At 61.5% G+C, this 16,772-nt stretch carries 10 protein-coding genes; all 10 read right to left on the bottom strand.

The genetic code is table 11. The features are described 5' to 3' along the window. Window positions 1-94 precede the first annotated feature (94 nt). The 10 genes from FHU41_RS14170 to FHU41_RS14125 all read right to left on the bottom strand — a co-directional run bounded on the left by FHU41_RS14170 (window position 95) and on the right by FHU41_RS14125 (window position 16,738). A complete protein-coding gene (locus tag FHU41_RS14170) occupies window positions 95-367 on the bottom strand; it encodes a hypothetical protein (RefSeq protein ID WP_179390250.1) in 273 nt (90 codons plus the stop codon). A 163-nt stretch (window positions 368-530) separates the two neighbouring features. Then, on the bottom strand, window positions 531-4,979 hold the full coding sequence (locus tag FHU41_RS14165; protein ID WP_179390249.1) for a type VII secretion EssC family protein: 4,449 nt from the start codon (window positions 4,977-4,979) through the stop codon (window positions 531-533). A gap of 16 nt (window positions 4,980-4,995) precedes the next feature. Beyond that, window positions 4,996-5,700, bottom strand: coding sequence for a hypothetical protein (locus tag FHU41_RS14160; protein ID WP_179390248.1), 705 nt, complete (start codon window positions 5,698-5,700; stop codon window positions 4,996-4,998). Between the two features lie 42 nt (window positions 5,701-5,742). Then, window positions 5,743-7,461, bottom strand: coding sequence for a protein kinase domain-containing protein (locus tag FHU41_RS14155; RefSeq protein ID WP_179390247.1), 1,719 nt, complete (start codon window positions 7,459-7,461; stop codon window positions 5,743-5,745). Next, window positions 7,458-9,272, bottom strand: a complete 1,815-nt coding sequence (locus FHU41_RS15445) for an FHA domain-containing protein (RefSeq protein ID WP_179390246.1) — start codon at window positions 9,270-9,272, stop codon at window positions 7,458-7,460. The genes FHU41_RS14155 and FHU41_RS15445 overlap by 4 nt, the downstream gene beginning before the upstream one ends. Next, a complete protein-coding gene (locus FHU41_RS14145) occupies window positions 9,208-10,371 on the bottom strand; it encodes a PP2C family protein-serine/threonine phosphatase (RefSeq protein ID WP_179390245.1) in 1,164 nt (387 codons plus the stop codon). Before FHU41_RS14145 ends, FHU41_RS15445 begins: the two co-directional genes overlap by 65 nt. Further along, complete coding sequence (locus tag FHU41_RS14140; RefSeq protein WP_179390244.1) at window positions 10,368-11,840, bottom strand: RDD family protein; 1,473 nt, start codon at window positions 11,838-11,840, stop codon at window positions 10,368-10,370. The genes FHU41_RS14145 and FHU41_RS14140 overlap by 4 nt, the downstream gene beginning before the upstream one ends. Beyond that, complete coding sequence (locus tag FHU41_RS14135) at window positions 11,837-14,407, bottom strand: transglutaminase TgpA family protein (protein ID WP_218847232.1); 2,571 nt, start codon at window positions 14,405-14,407, stop codon at window positions 11,837-11,839. Before FHU41_RS14135 ends, FHU41_RS14140 begins: the two co-directional genes overlap by 4 nt. Beyond that, a complete protein-coding gene (locus FHU41_RS14130) occupies window positions 14,404-15,735 on the bottom strand; it encodes a DUF58 domain-containing protein (protein ID WP_179390243.1) in 1,332 nt (443 codons plus the stop codon). The genes FHU41_RS14135 and FHU41_RS14130 overlap by 4 nt, the downstream gene beginning before the upstream one ends. Before the next feature lie 31 nt (window positions 15,736-15,766). Beyond that, window positions 15,767-16,738, bottom strand: a complete 972-nt coding sequence (locus FHU41_RS14125) for an AAA family ATPase (RefSeq protein ID WP_179390242.1) — start codon at window positions 16,736-16,738, stop codon at window positions 15,767-15,769. Between the last annotated feature and the right edge of the window lie 34 nt (window positions 16,739-16,772).

Genomic DNA, 16,772 nt, shown 5'->3' with positions numbered 1-16,772 from the left:
GTCTGGAAACCCGTTAAAGCCGAAGTTAAAGCCGAAAAGGGCTCCATCCGAGGATGGAGCCCTTTTCGCGTTGACTGAAAGAAACGCTCTGACCTTAGTGGCCGGAGGTCTCGATCTGCTGCTGACGCTGCTTGGCCACGTTCTGGCCAACGCTGCGCAGGTCCTCAGCGACCTTGTTCAGCTGGCTCTTGTGCTGCGGCCATTCGGTGTGCTTGAAGTTGTTGGCGTCCTGACCGTGCCACTGTACCGAGGTAGCCTTGGCATCCAAGCCGCTAACCGCCTGGTGAATCTGTTCGACAGCCTGGTTGATCTTCGTGACCAGTTCCTGCATGTCTTCCGGATTATTACCGAGGAATGCTTCACCCATGAGATGCACCTTTCGTGTAAGAGTCCTGGAAGTTCCACTGGACTCTACGCTCAGCTAGCTTGTCCGGCTGAGCAACTAATAAGAATCTATAAGAGACTAAGTATTAGTGTCGATGGGGAGGACTACCCATGCAGAACTCCCCATCCCCGCACAGGCTCGGAACTCAGCGATCCAAGGTGTTTGCAATCTGCACCTTGAAAGCCTTACCTCGACCCACGATGTAGCCGCGACCAGCCACAAACTTATTACCGCGGATCCGGCCCAAGGGCGTGTTCATCAGGGTGTCGCCTTCGGTGTCTCCCGGATTCAAAAGCACCCCTCGGCGACCGGCCTTGAACAGGCCCGCTAGGTTCCAAGCCGCCGACCAGGTAGATGTCTCCGCTTCCCCAACTACCCACTGTCCGGTCTTGATGGCGCCCTTGATCAAGGTCGCCAAATCCATTTCGGCGGCGGAGTCGGTAAATTCGGTAACTCCCTCAATGAAGAAAGCCACGGTATCCGCATTCTGTTCGGTGAGCGCGGTCAATCGTTCCAGTTCTTCTTTGACCAGAGCCGGGGTGGCAAAGGCTTCATCCCAAACTCCAAGCGAGGCGATGGCCGATTTCCGAGCTCCAAAATAGACCCGGCGGGTGCGTGGCGCGGAACGTTTAAGTGCCTCCGCTAAGGTGACTAACGCCGTCGTGCGTCCTGCCCCGGGTGGACCGGTGATCATTAAGGCACCGGAAGTAGCCACTCCGGCAGGCTCCAGGTTGAAATCATCCACCCCGATAATCGCCGTGCCAGGCGCTCCAGCGGGCAGCACGTCTAGGTCAATATTCTCCGGTAGCGCCAGCACCCCGGGAGCCTCCGGAACGCCCTGCCTACGCATTGATTCGGCCAGCTTCTCCACCTGACGGGATTGCAGCGCCAGGTTGGCATTCCCGCCGAAGATGGCGAGCTGAACTTCCTGCTTCTCCAGCAGACCTCGGCCCGGAGGTGAGGAGGCGTTCAGCACATCGCGCGGCACCCCCATCGAGAGATAGTCGTCCGTATTGGCCATCCGCAGCGCCAGGCGACGCTGGATCGAGGCGGCTAGCGACGGCGGCAAGGACTTGGGGCTGTCACCGGCCACCACGACGTGCACACCCATTGGACGGCCGTCGGTGGCGATCTGTTGCAGGGTCTCGAACTGGGTCATCCCGGTTTTGAACTCATAGGTCTCCCGGAAGGCACCCAGCCCATCGATCAGCAGGATAATTCGGGCTTCCTCCGGCTTATTGGCAAGCCTGCGATATTCGGCAATGCTGCCTGCTTTGACCGCGGAGAAAGCCTCGGTGCGTTTTTCAACCACTTCACGCAAATAGCGCAGCAGCCTGCCCACCCGCTCATGGTCATCGCCCGCTATCACGTCACCGACATGGGGTAACTGCTCCAGCATCTGCAGGCCATTGGAGGCGGCGTCGATACCGTAAACCTGTACCGGACCACCCCTTGGGGTGATGGCAGCGGCGATGGCGATGGTGCGCAGCGCCGCCGATTTTCCGCTACCCGAGGCTCCGACAATGGCCATATTGCCGTCCCGGTCCGGTTCGTAGAACACGGTGGGTTGAGCCTGATTGGCCGGATCATCGACCACGCCCAATAAGAGCCGCTCATCGGTACGCGGATTAGGCAGTAGGGAGAAATTGTAGGTGGTGGCCAGCTCCTCCATCCAAGGCTTCCGGGGAGCCTTAATGCCCAGTTCAATGGCTGCCTGTGAGATGTTATCCACCACCCGGGCAATGTCATTCGGACCGGCGTCCTGCTCCACCGGGGCCTGCTGTAGTTCCTGCTCCCATTGCGGGCCCGAGCCAAAGTCCATTTCGACGATGTCGATGCGCGGACGCTGCGGGATTCTGGTGGTCCAGCCACCGGCATAACCGGTCTGGAAACCCTGGATTCGTCCCGGTCCGGTTTTAGCGGCTCCGCGGCCGGGAATGGAGGGACTGAAATAGGCGGCCATCTGGTCACCGAGAATGTCCTGGGAATCGTCAACGTCGGCCATTCGCAACGCAATCCGCATATTGGTATTGGCACGTAGATTGTCCTTGATCACCCCGGCCGGGCGCTGGGTAGCCAGGATCAGGTGTAGGCCGAGCGAACGGCCACGGGCGGCGACATCCACCACACCGTCAACGAACTCCGGCACTTCCTTCGCCAAGGCGGCAAACTCATCCACCACGATGATGAGCGAGGGCGGAGTTTCCGGATCGGCCTCTCGTTCCATCGCGAGCAGATCCTTAGCCTTTTTCCGGTTGAACAGGTGCTCACGGTAGTGCAGTTCTGCGCGCAGCGAGGTGAGGGCGCGGCGCACCAAGTGCTGGGACAGGTCCGTTACCAGCCCCACCGTGTGTGGCAGTTTGACGCAGTCAGCAAAGGCCGCTCCACCCTTGTAATCCACGAAGAGAAAGGTCAAACGGTCCGGACTATAGGCGGCAGCCATGCCGAGCACCCACGCCTGCAAGAACTCGGATTTCCCGGCGCCGGTGGTGCCACCCACTAGGGCGTGCGGGCCTTCGGTCTTCAGGTCCAGATACATTGGTTCAACGCCTTTGGAACCCACCAGCGCACGCAGCGAGCCCTGGTGCTTCCGGTTTGGCACCGCCGTGGAGGCTACCGAGTTGTTCTCTTTCCAGCGATCGGCAATCGGCGAGGTACTCTCAATGATCTCGATGCCAGCCAGGGTTGCCCAGGACACGGACTGCGGCAAATCGGAGTCGTCATCAACGGGCTTAGAGACATCCACCACGGGCGCGAGCATCCGCGCCAGTTGGACGGCGAGTTCGGCATCCACGCTTTCGCAGCTCACCGGATAGCTCAGTTCACCGAGCCGCACCTGGCCAGTAGTGGTGCCATTCTGCCCATCGATCTGCATGAAGTCGCGGCAACTGGCTGGCAGCCCCGCAACTGAGCCCGCTAACCAGATCACATGGATGCCGACGTCGGCGCCGTGTTCCGCCAGCCGAGCCATCCGGCCACGATCCACCCTGGCATCATCTTCGACGATGACCAGAATGCTCGGCAATACCGGGGCTGGGATCTGCTCGTTTTGCTTGTTTTTCTCGATTGCTCCCCGCAGCTGGGCGGAATTGGCGGCAAGCGAGCCACCTCGAGCCGCCAAGAGATCCTCCAGCTTGGAGAGCAGAATGCCGCCAGCACCGGGCCCCGCCGCCAGATGATCGCCACCGAGCGGAGAGTGCGGCGAGCCGACATGCGGTAACCATTGCAGCCAGCTCCAGCGGCCCCGGGACTCGGCACTAGTGAAGGCGGTTACCACTAGTTCAGCAGGTGAGTGCAGCCCGACGACTTGCAGCACCATCCCGCGGGCGACGTCGTCGAGCACCTCACGCGGACCGGCCAAGCCGAGCGCGCCGGAGGTGCGCAATTGCGAGACCACCGGGACGGCTTCGATCATCTCGTATTCGGCTTTGGTTTGCGTGATGACCTTCTGAATCTCCGCCACCGTATTGCTCGAGCCCGGTACCTTGACCGGAATCCGGGAGGGCTGCCGCCCCAGGCCAAAGCGCAGCGACATAAAACCGGTGTGCTCGGGTCGGTGGGTCCAGAGCAGCGGCCCGAGTTTGTAAATACCGTCCACGGTCTCGGCTACCGAGGGGCTCTCGGCCACCCGGACGGCTCGTTCCAACTGCTGCAGCTGACCCATCTGGCCGTGGAAGACCTCCAAGTTTTGATAGAACGCCTCGGTGCCCAGGCGCAGCATTTTCTTCGCATTCACCCGCTGGTCAACGTAGCTCGCGATCAGCATCAGCGGCATCATAAAGATGAAGACCAGGCTGAAGACGTTCTGCGTAACGGCGAACATCACCCCGCCCATCAGTACGGGCGCAATCATCATCACCATCGGGAAGCGCTGAGGTTGCGGGCGCTGCGGGCCCTCTGGGATGAGCTGATCATCCGGACCAAAACGCGGTACCACCCTTGGCGAGCGGTTGAATTCGACCAGCGGGCTGGTAGGTGAGGAGCCGCCGGAACCACCCAGGGCCACTATGCTGAGCGTGCTATCGCCTAGCGTGATTTCATCATTGGGGCCCAGCACCACCCGGCTTACCGCCAGCCCCTCCATGGTGAGCCCATTGGCCGAGTTGGTGTCCACGATCTCGATGGTCTCCCCCACCGTGACCCTGGCGTGGCGCTTGGACATCATCGGATCGCCGAGCCGCACGTCCGCGTCCCGATCCCGGCCGATATAGCTGGTGCCGACCGGCAACGAAAACTCCCTGCCGACATCGGGCCCGGCCACCACACGAAGAGTTGCCGCCGCTGGCCCTCGGTTCTGACCCGGGGTGGAAAAATTTTCGCTGACCTGGGTCAGTGAAATAGTGGATCCGGGGCGTAATCCCGATTCCATCAGATTGCCGGTCGGGTCCAGGGCTCGGCCCTTGACGCTCCCGCCGGCCATCGGCGAATCCTCCACCAGCAGGGACAGGTTCTGTGGCACGGGTGATCCCTGGCGGCTTGGATCGGCGGAGAACAATTCGGCAGCAATATCCCCTACCGTGGCGAGGCCGTCGACGGTGACGGCCAGGTCCTTCGCGGGTTCAGGATCGCGGCGCAGGGTTAACCTAATTCTCATTGATCTTCAGCCCCGATTATTCTTCGTCCAGTAATTTTATGGTCTCCAAAAGCGGTAGATCTGCGGCGGTGACCAAATGTGAGGTCACCGAGTGTTCTACCAATCGCGCCCGACGATTGGTAGCCAGCTTTCCGCCGCCACCGCGCAGCCCGGCCACTCCGACCCGGTCCAGTTTGTCGCAGACATTGTCCAGTTTTCGATTGAATCTGGTCAGTGCCCAGCCCAGCCGCCGTGCGGCCTCCGCGGAGGACGGAATCGCGGTAAACCCGGTGCCTTCGCGCCGCAGCATCGGCTCGGCAAGCGCAACAATCACGGCTTTCTGTGAGTCGGTGAAAATTACCGGGCCGATTGTGGTGTCGCCGACCGAATCCTCCTCGGAGCTCTGTTGCTTGAAAGAGGGGCTCTTCAGGTGCGCAGAGAATTCATAGGTGGTTGGCCCGGCGGTAAAAACCACATTGATCTGGCCAAAGACCAGCGGAATCCGGGCCCCGGGAGCAAGCCATGCCTGCATGCCGCCCTTGGCATCGGCAACCGTGGCAGAGAGAATGCTCCCGGCGTTGGTCAACCACCAGATGCCGTCGTAATAGGCGATCTGGAGGAACTTACGGTGCAAATAAGGGTTGTCATCAACCTCTAAGTCACCTTCGCGACCGATGCTGAACACCTCCGTTTCGGAGGGCTCGTACCATTCGCCGCAAAAATCTATCGTCAAATCAGGCATTGCCGGTTGCCTTCTCTCGGGGCTCTAAAAGCCGATAGTCAATCAGGGAGAACACTTTTTTGCTTCCTCGGATGAGGAGCCATCTTTTCGGATCAGAATCACCGAAATACAGGATTTTCCCTGATTGTTGTCGGCTACGAAAACAGCGGGCGTAGTGATGATTTTGAAATCGGGATCTGTGCTGAGTTGGCTGACCGAAGCGTATTGATATTTATCACCGTCTTGCGGGTCCGGATTTTTCCAGCTCCAATTCGATCCGCCGTCGCCCGGAGTGGACTTCAGGTTTGTCACCATCGGCACCTGTTTACCGAAATTAATACCGCTCGGGGTCTGGCTCACGGTGATGGAAGCCTTCGGGTTGCCCTGCGGTGCACCACCGAGATTAACCATCACAATCGCGATCACCACGGCAGCGACGATCACCACGCCGCCGATCACCGACCAGAGCAGCCGGGCCTTACCCGCGGATTTTTCGGGCTCGCTTGGGGTCTCCGGCGGTGCCGCCACCGGCCGGTTCACAGTCTGCGCCAAGGCCTCTTCCGGCTCGGCTCCCGGGCTCTGAGTCCAAGTGGGCGGAGCGGCAAGGAAACCTTGTTGAGCCCGGGCCGCGTTGACCCCCGGTACCGCGCTGATGCTCGGTCCCTGGGTAAAGCTCGGCAAAGACGTTTGGGCCTCGCGAGCCGTCGTCGGAATGCTGTCTGCGGTGGGGTTGCGGTCAATAGTGCCCGCGCGATCGGCCGTCGAGCCCCATTCCATCGCCGGAAATCTGGCACCAGTTCGACCATTGAAGGATTTCCCGGTGGTGGCATCGGGATCGATCGAAACCACGCTGCGGATCCGGGTTTCCTCGGTATTGTCCTCCTCCGGGGTGCGCTCCTCGAGGTGAACATCCTCCTGCACCTCGAAAGGGGTCATCGATAAGCCAAGCTCGGTTTGCACGCGTTGCAGCGCCCGGGCGAAGTCCTGAGCCGAGGCGTAGCGCGAGCCCGGAGACTTCGCCATTGCGGTAGCCAAGACGAGTTCGAGCGCCTCCGGCACATCGGCCCGGCCCAGGCGCGGCAACGGGGCCGAGCTAATCCGGTTGATCAGCTCCCGCTGTGAGTTGTCCGCCCCGGGAATTACGAAGGGTGAGCGGCCCGCCAAAAGCGTGTACAGGGTGGCACCAAGCGCCCAGACATCGACCTTTACCCCGTCCACATTGCGACCGCTAAAGGACTCCGGCGGCGACCAGGGAATGGACATCCCGGCATCGTCCTCATCGGAGGAATCCATGGTGGCGGAAATACCGAAATCGGTGAGCGCGGGGCGGTTGTAGTCGGTGACCAAGATGTTCGCGGGCTTAATGTCGCGATGCACGATCCCGGCTCGATGTGCGGTCTCTACTGCGGAGGAAACCTGGACTCCGACGGCAAGCACCTCGTCCACGCTGAACCGAGCCCGCCGGTAGCGTACGTCCAGGCTGGGCCTGGAGCAGTACTCCATGGCCAAATAGGAGTGCCCTGCGGCGGTGACCTCTGCCTCGTAGATGGTAACGATATAAGGATGGCTGGAGAGCTGAGCCATCAGGTTGGCTTCGGATTCGAAGCGGCGACGGGCACCTTCGGTCTTCAAATCGGAAATCAAGACTTTGACGGCGACCCTACGCCGCGGTCGATCCTGCTCATAGAGGAAAACGTCAGCAAAGCCACCAGATCCGAGCAAGGAAATATAGTTGTATCCCGGAATCTCTGGCGGCGGCGCAGGCGGCCGCTTAGCGCTCACAACAGGCCCTCAAACCTCAAAGACACATCCTCCCCCAGCTCCGCAATATCGCCGTTGAGCAGGAGCGCCTGCTCGCCTTGGCCGAGCCTGCGTGGCGGCTGACCGTCACGCACCAGGACGGTGCCGTTCGTCGCCTTCAAATCGACCAGAACCACATCCCAGCCTTCCAGGCGGATCTCGACATGAGAACGCGAGATATCGCCGGCCTGGCTGCGCACCTGGATCAGCTTCGGCATTCCTTCACCGTTCACCCGGGATACCGATGGCTGTCTACCCACCACGAGGGAACGATCCAGATCGATCACTTCGCCCGTGGAGATTCGCATCTGACCGAGCACCGGGCGTCGCACCTGGAGCGCATCGCCGCTCATCGGCTGACCACAGGCGGCGCAACGCGCATACGTCGGCGGATTGGCATGACCGTTAGCACATAGCCGGGCCAGCACTAAGGCACCCGTGCCCACGGCGGGCTCGGCGAAGGCTTGCTGTGGCGCGGGCTGATCATCCAGTTCCGTGCGCATCACGGTCTGTCCATCGTGGTCCGCATTGGCCGGAGCGGGTTGTGGGACTCCGGCTTGAACGGAGGCCGCGGAGGGGTCAGCATCGGTGTGCTGCCAGGGCACCGAATCAATCAACCCACTCGCAAAAGGGGATGCCGGAGCGGTCGACGGCGGCTGCACGGGCTGCCCGAAAGCGGGCGGTGCCTCGGCTACTTCGGGCGCTCCTGGTACTTCGGGCGCTTCTGCGGCGAGTTCCTCAGCCGCCGGGGCGGCCTGCTCTGCTGCGACAACGGGTTCCAAAGGGGTTTCGGCTTCTTCGGAGGCCCGGATTGCGGCGTCTTCAACCGAACGCGATACGGTACGGTCCCAAAGGTGGTCATAGCTCGTCGTGCTCTCCTGGGCCTCGGTGACAAGCGGCTGATCGGCCTCTTCGCTCTCGGCCAAGGCTCCGGCCGTTGACGGCCCAGGTTCAATCGGCTGCTCGGCAGCCTGGCTTAGCGGTTGCTCGGCTAGGTCTGCGAAGTCTGAACTGGCAAGCGTCCTGCTCAAATCAGCCTCATCGACTTGGGCTGGAGGCTGTTCCTGGGAAAGCTCGGGAGCCTGCACCGGAGTGATGAACGGGGTCTCCGCTGGACCGGCAGACTCCTGCTCGGCGGGCTCCGGCTCGGCGGGCTGTTGGGGAGCAAAAGCTGGCTGCGCGGGGACAATCGGCGTCATGGGCACTGACGGCAGTGCAGTATCCGCAGAGGCCGTGGGCTCGATCTGCCCGGCGTTAACCTGCTCGGCGCTAATTTGCTCGGCACCGGCTGGTTCGGCACTGGCTGGTTCGCCCAGTAGCAGGCTGGAAAGCCGCACCACGCCTTCGGCAAGCGGCAGCTCGGGTCGACTCTCGCCTACGCCGCCCAGTCGCAAGGTGAGCTGATCCGCCGTCGGAAGCGACCGCTCGCTCCAAGTGGTGACCTCCCGGCCGGAGACCTCAAATTCTGAGGTACCGGAGCGGGCCAGCAAGTTCATCTCGCCGCGCAGGATGGCCAGCGGCCGCTCCCCCAGGGTAATAATGCCGAAAGAAGGCATCCCGGTTAGTTCGGTGCCGAAGCCGGTAGTGACTTTGTTAAGCACTTCGTGAATCTTGGGTGCGTTACCCAGGAAATCCCAGAGCTCCGTAATGACTTTTTCCTCGGTGCTCTCATCGAGCACTATCAGGGTGTCCGATCGCAGCAGACCCAGCCAGGGGCCAGGGGTGTAGCTAATTCTCATCCGGTTCTCCCCCATCCTCGTGGTCCGATTCGGCCGCAGCGGCTTCGGACTCATCCAGAATATCCTTTATTAGGTCTAATGGTCCTGGCTCAAAGGTTTCGTGCTCAAATGTTTCGGCGGCGATTGTTTCGCCTCGCCAGGCTTCCTCTTCGAATGCTTCCGGCTCGAAGACCTCCGGTGGGGCTTCATCCTCAGCGGCAACGGGGACTTCGGAAACCACGTCGATCGGCTCCTGGACCGCGGGAAATCCGCGCGGCAAGGTATCGGCCTCCACTTCGGGTCGCGGTGCGGTGGTCAACAATTCTCGCTCTTGCAGCACATCGGTGGCATCCACCACTATGACGGTGACATTGTCACGTCCTCCCGAGCGCAGCGCGGCTTGGACCAGTGAATCGGCGGCTTCCTGAGGCTGAGCCAGGGTGGAGATGGTTCGGAAGATCTGATCGTCGGAGAGCTCCCCGGTGAGCCCATCCGAGCAGATCAGGTAACGGTCGCCGTCCTCCACCGGGATCAGCCAGTAGTCGGCCTCAATATCGTCCCCGGTACCTAGCGCACGGGTGACCACATGGCGTCGCGGATGAACGAGCGCCTCGGAGCGACTGATATAGCCAGCATCGACCATCTCCTGAACCTCGGAGTGGTCCACGCTCACCTGCTCAAATTTTCCCTTGCTGAGTCGGTACGTCCGCGAATCGCCGACGTTGAAGACCAACCAATATGGGGTGTCTCCCTCCTCAACGAGCACCACGCCGGTGACAGTGGTACCTGCTCGGGCGTCGGTTAGCTCACGAATTCTGGCATCTGCCAGCAGCAATGCCGTCTGGATATCGGCTGCCGCCGCCCGGCGCGATCCGGAGGCCAAGGCCTGCGACTCGCTCAGGGTTCGAATGCATTCCCTGGAGGCAACCTCGCCTGCCTCGTGACCACCCATCCCATCGGCTACCGCGAAAATAGGATCGATGGCCAGGAAGGAGTCCTCATTCAGTTCCCGGCGCAGTCCGCGATCGGTCTGGAATCCGCTGTGCACCGTGATCTGATACGCGTTGATCCGTTCGGCCGTCTCGGCTACAGGTGCTGGGCTTAGGCCATCTGGGCTTTGCACGGTATCGGCATCGAGGTCGTCGGTCAGTGGTTCAACCGGGTTCTCGCTCATGCCTTGCCCACGGCCAGGCTGCGGTCGCCGAAGCGGATGGTGGAGCCAAACGGAGCCAACACGGCATTGCCCGGGGTCAGGCGGTTAACCATCCCCTCGGCGCTGACGACGGCGCTGCCGTTCGTCGATTGGCGGTCGGTCACCCACAGTCCCTCGGCTGCAGCCTGCACATGCAAATGGGTTTTGGAAATAGAGCGGCTCTCATCAGGAACCGCGATCAGCTGATCAATCACCTCACTATCGTATCCAGAGGGATTACGTCCGATCAGTGCCGCACCACTCACGATGGCTGTTCTTCCGTCGTCAAAAGTCATCGCGACACTCGGCGTCACGCCTCGTGGCCGGAACTTAGTCTCTCCCGCTTCCTCATCCGGATGCGGAGTGCCAGGCATTGGCTGCCAAGCCTCGGGAGCCTGAGGTTCGGGCGGGGCTTGCCACGATGCAGGAGCCTGGACTGCTGGCGGGGCAAAGGGGTTCCCGAGCGCCGGGGCTGACTCGATCCGGACCGGACCGGAGGGCTCCGGTGAAATGACCAGCGGAGCGAGCGGCGCTGCCGGCGGGACAGCGGGCTGCGGTGCGGCTTGAGGCGAAAAGGCCTGAGCACTCTGGAGCTGCCCAGCCTGCGGCGCAGCAGCCTGCGGCGCAACGGCTTGCGAAGCGCCAGCCACCGGCGAGTTCACCGGCATCATGCCAGGAAGCTCTACCGGTGCAAAAGACGCTGGACCATCGATACCACCCGAGGTGAGCGGGTCCCGCCCGGCCTTGATATCGAAGACCAAGGTGTGCGCGGCTTTGTCCTGCCAGCCCTGGCGTTTGCCGTTCTTATCCCAGGCGCTGGAAAGCATCACCAGAACACCACCAGCCAGCGCGATTCCGAAACCGATGGTAATGATCAGGTTACGCACGAAAATCGCCAACATTCCGGGAGCCAAGCCCTTCATGTCCGCGGTGCGTAGACCAAGCAGCAGGTTCCCCGGGGTCTTGCCCGCTTTAGCTTCCCAGAACCACAACAGCACCCAATAGACCAGACTCAGCAGCGAAGCGGCGCCGAACCAGATCAGCAACCAAGTTGAGTCAACTCTGACGGCTTGATCGTTGACCCGGGTGACCACAATGTTGAGGAACCCTACGATGGCTCCGACCGCGGAAAGTATCGAGGGAAGCACCATATCGATGAGCTTGGCACCCAGCCGTTTTCCCGCCCCCGCACCGACCAGATTCAACCGCGCCATCTCGTCTCCCAGCTCGTCCGTCTTCGGCGCTATCACCGGCCCCCTACTAAAGGGGGTCACCGGGATAATACCCGGAATCTGGATCTTCTGGTCGTTTTCCGTCAGCGGCTCGGCCGGACTCTGCTGGCTGGTACGCCCGGCCCGGTTGTAGACGGCGGCACCGCAGAGGGTGCAAAAGGAGGCTCCGGCAGCCAGCTTGGTGCCACAATTTCGGCAGGTCAATGTAGCGGCGTTCATCGCTGCGTCCCCGGATCCTCTGGGCGTGGCCGAGCCACGGTCTGTTCGTCCGGCTCAGCGTAATTCCCCGGTTGCTGGCTCGGCGGTTCCCCCGCCTCCGGCTGTTGTTCGGGTTTCTTGGTGCCGCCCTGCGCTACCGGCGAAGGGCCTACGGGCGAGGGTTTCCCCGTCGAAGACTTCGAACGAATAGCAAGCGCAACGCCTGCTTCGCTCAGCAGCGAGCGGGGCGAGAATTTAGCGCGCAGCCGGTGCCAGCGCCCCACTGACTGATTCATATCCTTTAATGAGTCATCAACGATGCCCCAGAAGCTTTGCACTTCCTGCTCGCTCGGCTGCCCGGCACCAAAGATCACCGAATCAGCACGCTGGGCAAGCGCCGTCGTGCTGCTCTGCGAACCGGGGAAAGCCTCTACCAAGGTATTAGCTGTCTCCCTGCGGGTCTGCTTGGGATTGACGGCCGCACCTAGGTCCGTGGCCAAGGAGAGCATCTCATTCCAGCCGCCACCCACCCGTTGCGCCGGATCGCCTTGGCTGAGCCGCTTCTTCCGCCGTCGCCTCTTCAACAAGGCAATCAGCACGAAGGGAATAGCCAAGATTACCAAGGGAATCAGGGCATAGGCGATGATCAATAGGATCTGGCCTAGAAGAGCCCAGGGATCCTGCTTCTTCTTATCATTGTCCAAAGCATCCGGAGAGCTGTCCGGTGGCAGTTCGGCCTGTTCCTGCGGCGGAGGCGGCGGTTGCAATACCTGCGGCTTGGGCGATGAGGCGTTTTGTGGATCCGGAGGGTTGGGCACATGGTCCTTGTCCGGAGTGGGGTCGAAAGGTACCCAGCCGTACCCGTCAAAGTTCACCTCGACCCAGGCATGCACATCCGAACCTTTGATCTCTACCGTGCTGGCACCGTAGTCGGCATCCTTCGGATCGGGATAGAACCCCATCACCACCCGCGCTGGGATACCCAAGTAGTTGGCCATCAAGGCAGTAGCTACGGCGTATTGCTCATCGTTGCCGACGATCTGCTTGCCGCTGAGGAATTTGTTGATCCGGGCTGCGCCATGACCGGAGAGACTCTGTACAGATCCGCCCGCACCCGTACTGTATTTACCGGCCTGGCGGAAATAATTGACCAGCGCCTCGATCTTCGCGAACGGAGTTGCCTTGTCCCCGGCAATATCGTTGGCCTTGGTCCCGATCAGTTGCGGGACGTTCTCCAGTTTCGGCATGGTCACCCCGCCGAAATTTGCCTTGGCTAAATCCTTCGGGTCCACCCGGTTGGGGAAAGCTACCGAGACGTTGTACTTATCCCCCGTCTTGACGCCGTCGAGCTTCACTGCGGTATCCGATTCGGTATTCAGATAGAGCGGGCTTTCCGCACCATCGGCCTGTTCGTACTGCAGCGACCGGGCCACCCGAGCATCCGGAATGTAGACCCCGGAGTAGTCCTGGATTTCGAAGCTGAGCTGGCTGGTACCCTCGCCACCGGCGTTACCACCCAGGGCTTTAGGGTCACCGATCGGCGCGAAGGAGCCGGAGCTCGGTCCATCCACATTGAAAACGATGCCGTCATAATCATCCAGCGCTGCAAGCCGTACCCGTCCGTCCTGGGGCAGCCCAGTCACCGAAAACAGAACCTTTTCCTTGTCCTGGTCGATATAGCGGCGGAAGTCGGTCAGCGGCGAGGGTAGATCGTGTGGGTCCAGCGGAGGGATCACCGCATCCCGGAGCACCTGACGGTCGTCAGCCTGGGAAATCAGCGGAGCCGCGGCAACGGTTACCCCACCAGCAAGCAGTACGACGGCGGCACCCGCCACCAGCCGACGGTTCCGGTTCGCGGTGGCCGCCAAGGGTTTGCCAGCCTCCGCCGGACGGGCGGCGGCACGCTGCGCACCCGGTTCCCGTTGGGCAAGCTCCCTCCGGTAAGCCAACCAGGCAATGCCTCCGATCCCGAGCAAAGCACCGCGGATTACCGGGAAAAATGCTTCCGAGGTGCCAAAGGCAATACTGGTGATGAACAGAGCAAGCACGGGCAGCATAGTCCAGTAAGGACGGCGCAGTCGCCAGGCCAAGGTCCCTGCCACTACCGAGGTGAACAGTGCCGAGAGATATGGAACCACTAGCACCTCCACCGAGACGCCAACCGGCGCGGCAATGGTGAGTAACTGCTTCCAGGAGAAGACAATGCCAAGCAGTAAACCTCGGAGCGAGCTTCCGGTCGGGATGAAGCTGAGTAAGGACTCATGCGGTGCAGCCAGTGCACTGCCGAGCAGCATATAAGTAACAAAGCTGAGCGCAACCATGAGGACTAGCCCGAGTCTCCAGTGCGCTCCCGCTGCGGCAATCAGCAGGCCAACGGCAATTCCGCCGAGCCCTGCGATCAGGTAGGCGGGGTCACCGCCAAAACTCGGTGCGAAGCCAAGCACTGCGATGCCGAGCAGCACGAACAGCACCCCGGCATCGAGCCAGTAATGCCAACGTGGCCGTCCCGAGCTGAAGGCAGAGGGCTTCAGCTGCTTGACTTGTTTAGCTTTTTTGACCGGCTGGCCATTACTGGACGGGATACTCATGCCGCCGCCTTTCGCAACACCAGGGCAAGATCGCTCAGTTCGCCGAGAGTCAGCACGGTGAGATCGGCAATATTGGCTCGACTCGCTGGGGCCTCCTCCAGGCAGCGGATCGCGAAGGTACGTACACCCAGGGGCACCGCGGCGGCCGCGGCACGAAGTTGCGCCGGGGTGACCAGCGAACCCACCACGAAGAACATCACCGAAGCACCGGGCACGGCATCGGAGATCTCCCGAACTAAATCGACACTCGCTGGGAGCCGATCTCCACCCACAATTCGAGTCATATCGTCCATCAGGGTGCGGCCGGTGGCGCAGTTTAAGGGACCACGCTGCACATGCACGCTCAACTCACGCTGCTCCCGAATGGCTTGCCTGCCAATCGATGCCGCCGCGGAAATAGCTAGTTCGAATGCCGTCTCGGACTCATACTCGCTCGTGTTGATGCTCAGTGCTATCGCGATATGAGCCCGCCGGGTCTCTTCGAACTGGCGAACCATCAGCTTGCCGGTGCGCGCCGTCGTCTTCCAGTGGATATGTCGCCGGTCGTCACCCGGAATGTAATCCCGTAGCGCGTGAAAGGAGACGTCCGCGCTGGAAAGTTCGGTTGTGGGCAGCCCCTCAAGATCCTTGAGGAAGCCGGCAGCCGAGCCAAGCAACGGCGTGGTCCGCGGGTGCACGTACAGGTCGGTTTGCTCGGTCCACAGCACCTGGCGGCGCAAAAGCCGCAAGGGGTCGGCGCGCACCGAACGCACCGGGCCCACCGCAATCACGGCGCGCCGACTAGTGGGAATGGTGAAGAGGTCCTCGTGCACTTCCTGGGGTTTCATCCGGGGCAGGTGAAAAACCGCGGTGTTACCGCCCACGGGCAGTTCCAGGCTGGCCGGGAGTAGTGGCCTAGTCGAGGTATTTGAGACCGAGATGCTGCCGACCGCCTGATCCCCTACCGCAACTCGGGTCCGAGCTAAGTCCATGTCAATCCCATAAGAAGAGCGCCCGATAATGAACCCGATGGCAATCATCAGCAACAGGCTGCCCAGCAGGGCCATCGCCTGAGCCTCCTGCCAGCCGAAGATTCCACCCAGAATCCAGAGTCCCAGCACCACGGCGAGAACCATCCAGCCCAGCGGGCTGATCGGCGCGAACACGGGGCCCAAGTACTTGCTGAGCCAGCCCCAGATCTTGGCCCAGATCGGCCCAAAGAACGCCCCAGCGAGCTTGCCCGCCTCCGAGAAAATGGAGGCGGGGTGCAGCCTTCCACGTGCCCTGTTCCGCTTGAACGGTTTACGTAGGGTGGCCAAGGCGTTGGAGGCCATTGAACTGATCGACATTGAGGAGCTTCCCGGAATTTTCGGCTGCGGCTTAGGCGCTGGCGCGCTGCTGCGGCGCGGCCACCTCAGCGAGGACGCGCTTGAGGACGACGTCGGGAGTTGCCCCGGCGAATTCAGCCTCCGGATCCATCACCAAGCGGTGCGTCCAGACCACAGGAGCCAGTTCCTTAACATCGTCGGGGAGCACATAATTGCGGCCCTGGGAGGCAGCCCAAACTTTAGCTGCTCTGACCATGGCGATAGCACCACGGACGCTGACGCCCAGCCGGGTCTCGGCGGCGTTGCGGGTTTCTTCGCAGAGCCGTGAGATGTATTCCAGCACCGCCGGGTCGGCGTGTGTGGTGGCTGCCAGATCCGCCATATCGGCCACGGCTGCGGTGGTAATAATGGCTTGCAGGGTGGAGGTACGGTCGCGCTGGCTGGAGCCGCTGAGCACCTGGACGGTGGAAGCATGATCGGGGTAACCGATGGAGGTCTTGATCAGAAAACGATCCAGCTGCGCTTCCGGCAGCCGGTAGGTACCAGCCTGCTCGATCGGGTTCTGGGTAGCCAGCACCATAAAGGGACGGCCCGCTTCATAGGTCACGCCGTCCACGGTGACCCGAGACTCTTCCATTACCTCCAATAGTGCAGACTGGGTCTTCGGCGAGGCACGGTTAATCTCATCGGCAAGCACAATGGTGGCGAAGATCGGCCCCTTATGGAACTCAAACTTCTGCGTCTTCTGATCGTAGATGGTCACACCGGTGACATCGGAGGGCAGTAGATCCGGGGTGAACTGGATGCGCGAGTTACTGCCCTGCACGGTTGCTGCCAAGGCACGAGCCAGCATGGTCTTTCCGGTGCCGGGAGCGTCCTCGAACAGCACATGGCCCTCGGCGAGCATCGCGGTCAGCGTCAGCCGCACCACATGCGCCTTACCTAGTACCGCCTGACCAATATTGGCCACCAGCTTTTCGAAGGTTCCAGCAAACCAAGTGGCCTGCTCCGCGGTCATCGTCATCTATTGTCCTCTTTGTCGGTTCACTATTTTCAAG

Source organism: Psychromicrobium silvestre, assembly GCF_013408295.1.
Classification (GTDB): domain Bacteria; phylum Actinomycetota; class Actinomycetes; order Actinomycetales; family Micrococcaceae; genus Renibacterium; species Renibacterium silvestre.
Note: the sequence above shows the minus strand (reverse complement) of the source record. Positions and strands in the feature narration are given on the sequence as shown.

Coding starts and splice junctions, on each gene's coding strand:
- FHU41_RS14170 (WP_179390250.1), bottom strand. CDS start 367: ATGGGTGAAGCATTCCTCGGTAATAATCCGGAAGACATGCAGGAACTG.
- FHU41_RS14165 (WP_179390249.1), bottom strand. CDS start 4,979: ATGAGAATTAGGTTAACCCTGCGCCGCGATCCTGAACCCGCGAAGGAC.
- FHU41_RS14160 (WP_179390248.1), bottom strand. CDS start 5,700: ATGCCTGATTTGACGATAGATTTTTGCGGCGAATGGTACGAGCCCTCC.
- FHU41_RS15445 (WP_179390246.1), bottom strand. CDS start 9,272: ATGAGTCCGAAGCCGCTGCGGCCGAATCGGACCACGAGGATGGGGGAG.
- FHU41_RS14145 (WP_179390245.1), bottom strand. CDS start 10,371: ATGAGCGAGAACCCGGTTGAACCACTGACCGACGACCTCGATGCCGAT.
- FHU41_RS14140 (WP_179390244.1), bottom strand. CDS start 11,840: ATGAACGCCGCTACATTGACCTGCCGAAATTGTGGCACCAAGCTGGCT.
- FHU41_RS14135 (WP_218847232.1), bottom strand. CDS start 14,407: ATGAGTATCCCGTCCAGTAATGGCCAGCCGGTCAAAAAAGCTAAACAA.
- FHU41_RS14130 (WP_179390243.1), bottom strand. CDS start 15,735: ATGTCGATCAGTTCAATGGCCTCCAACGCCTTGGCCACCCTACGTAAA.
- FHU41_RS14125 (WP_179390242.1), bottom strand. CDS start 16,738: ATGACGATGACCGCGGAGCAGGCCACTTGGTTTGCTGGAACCTTCGAA.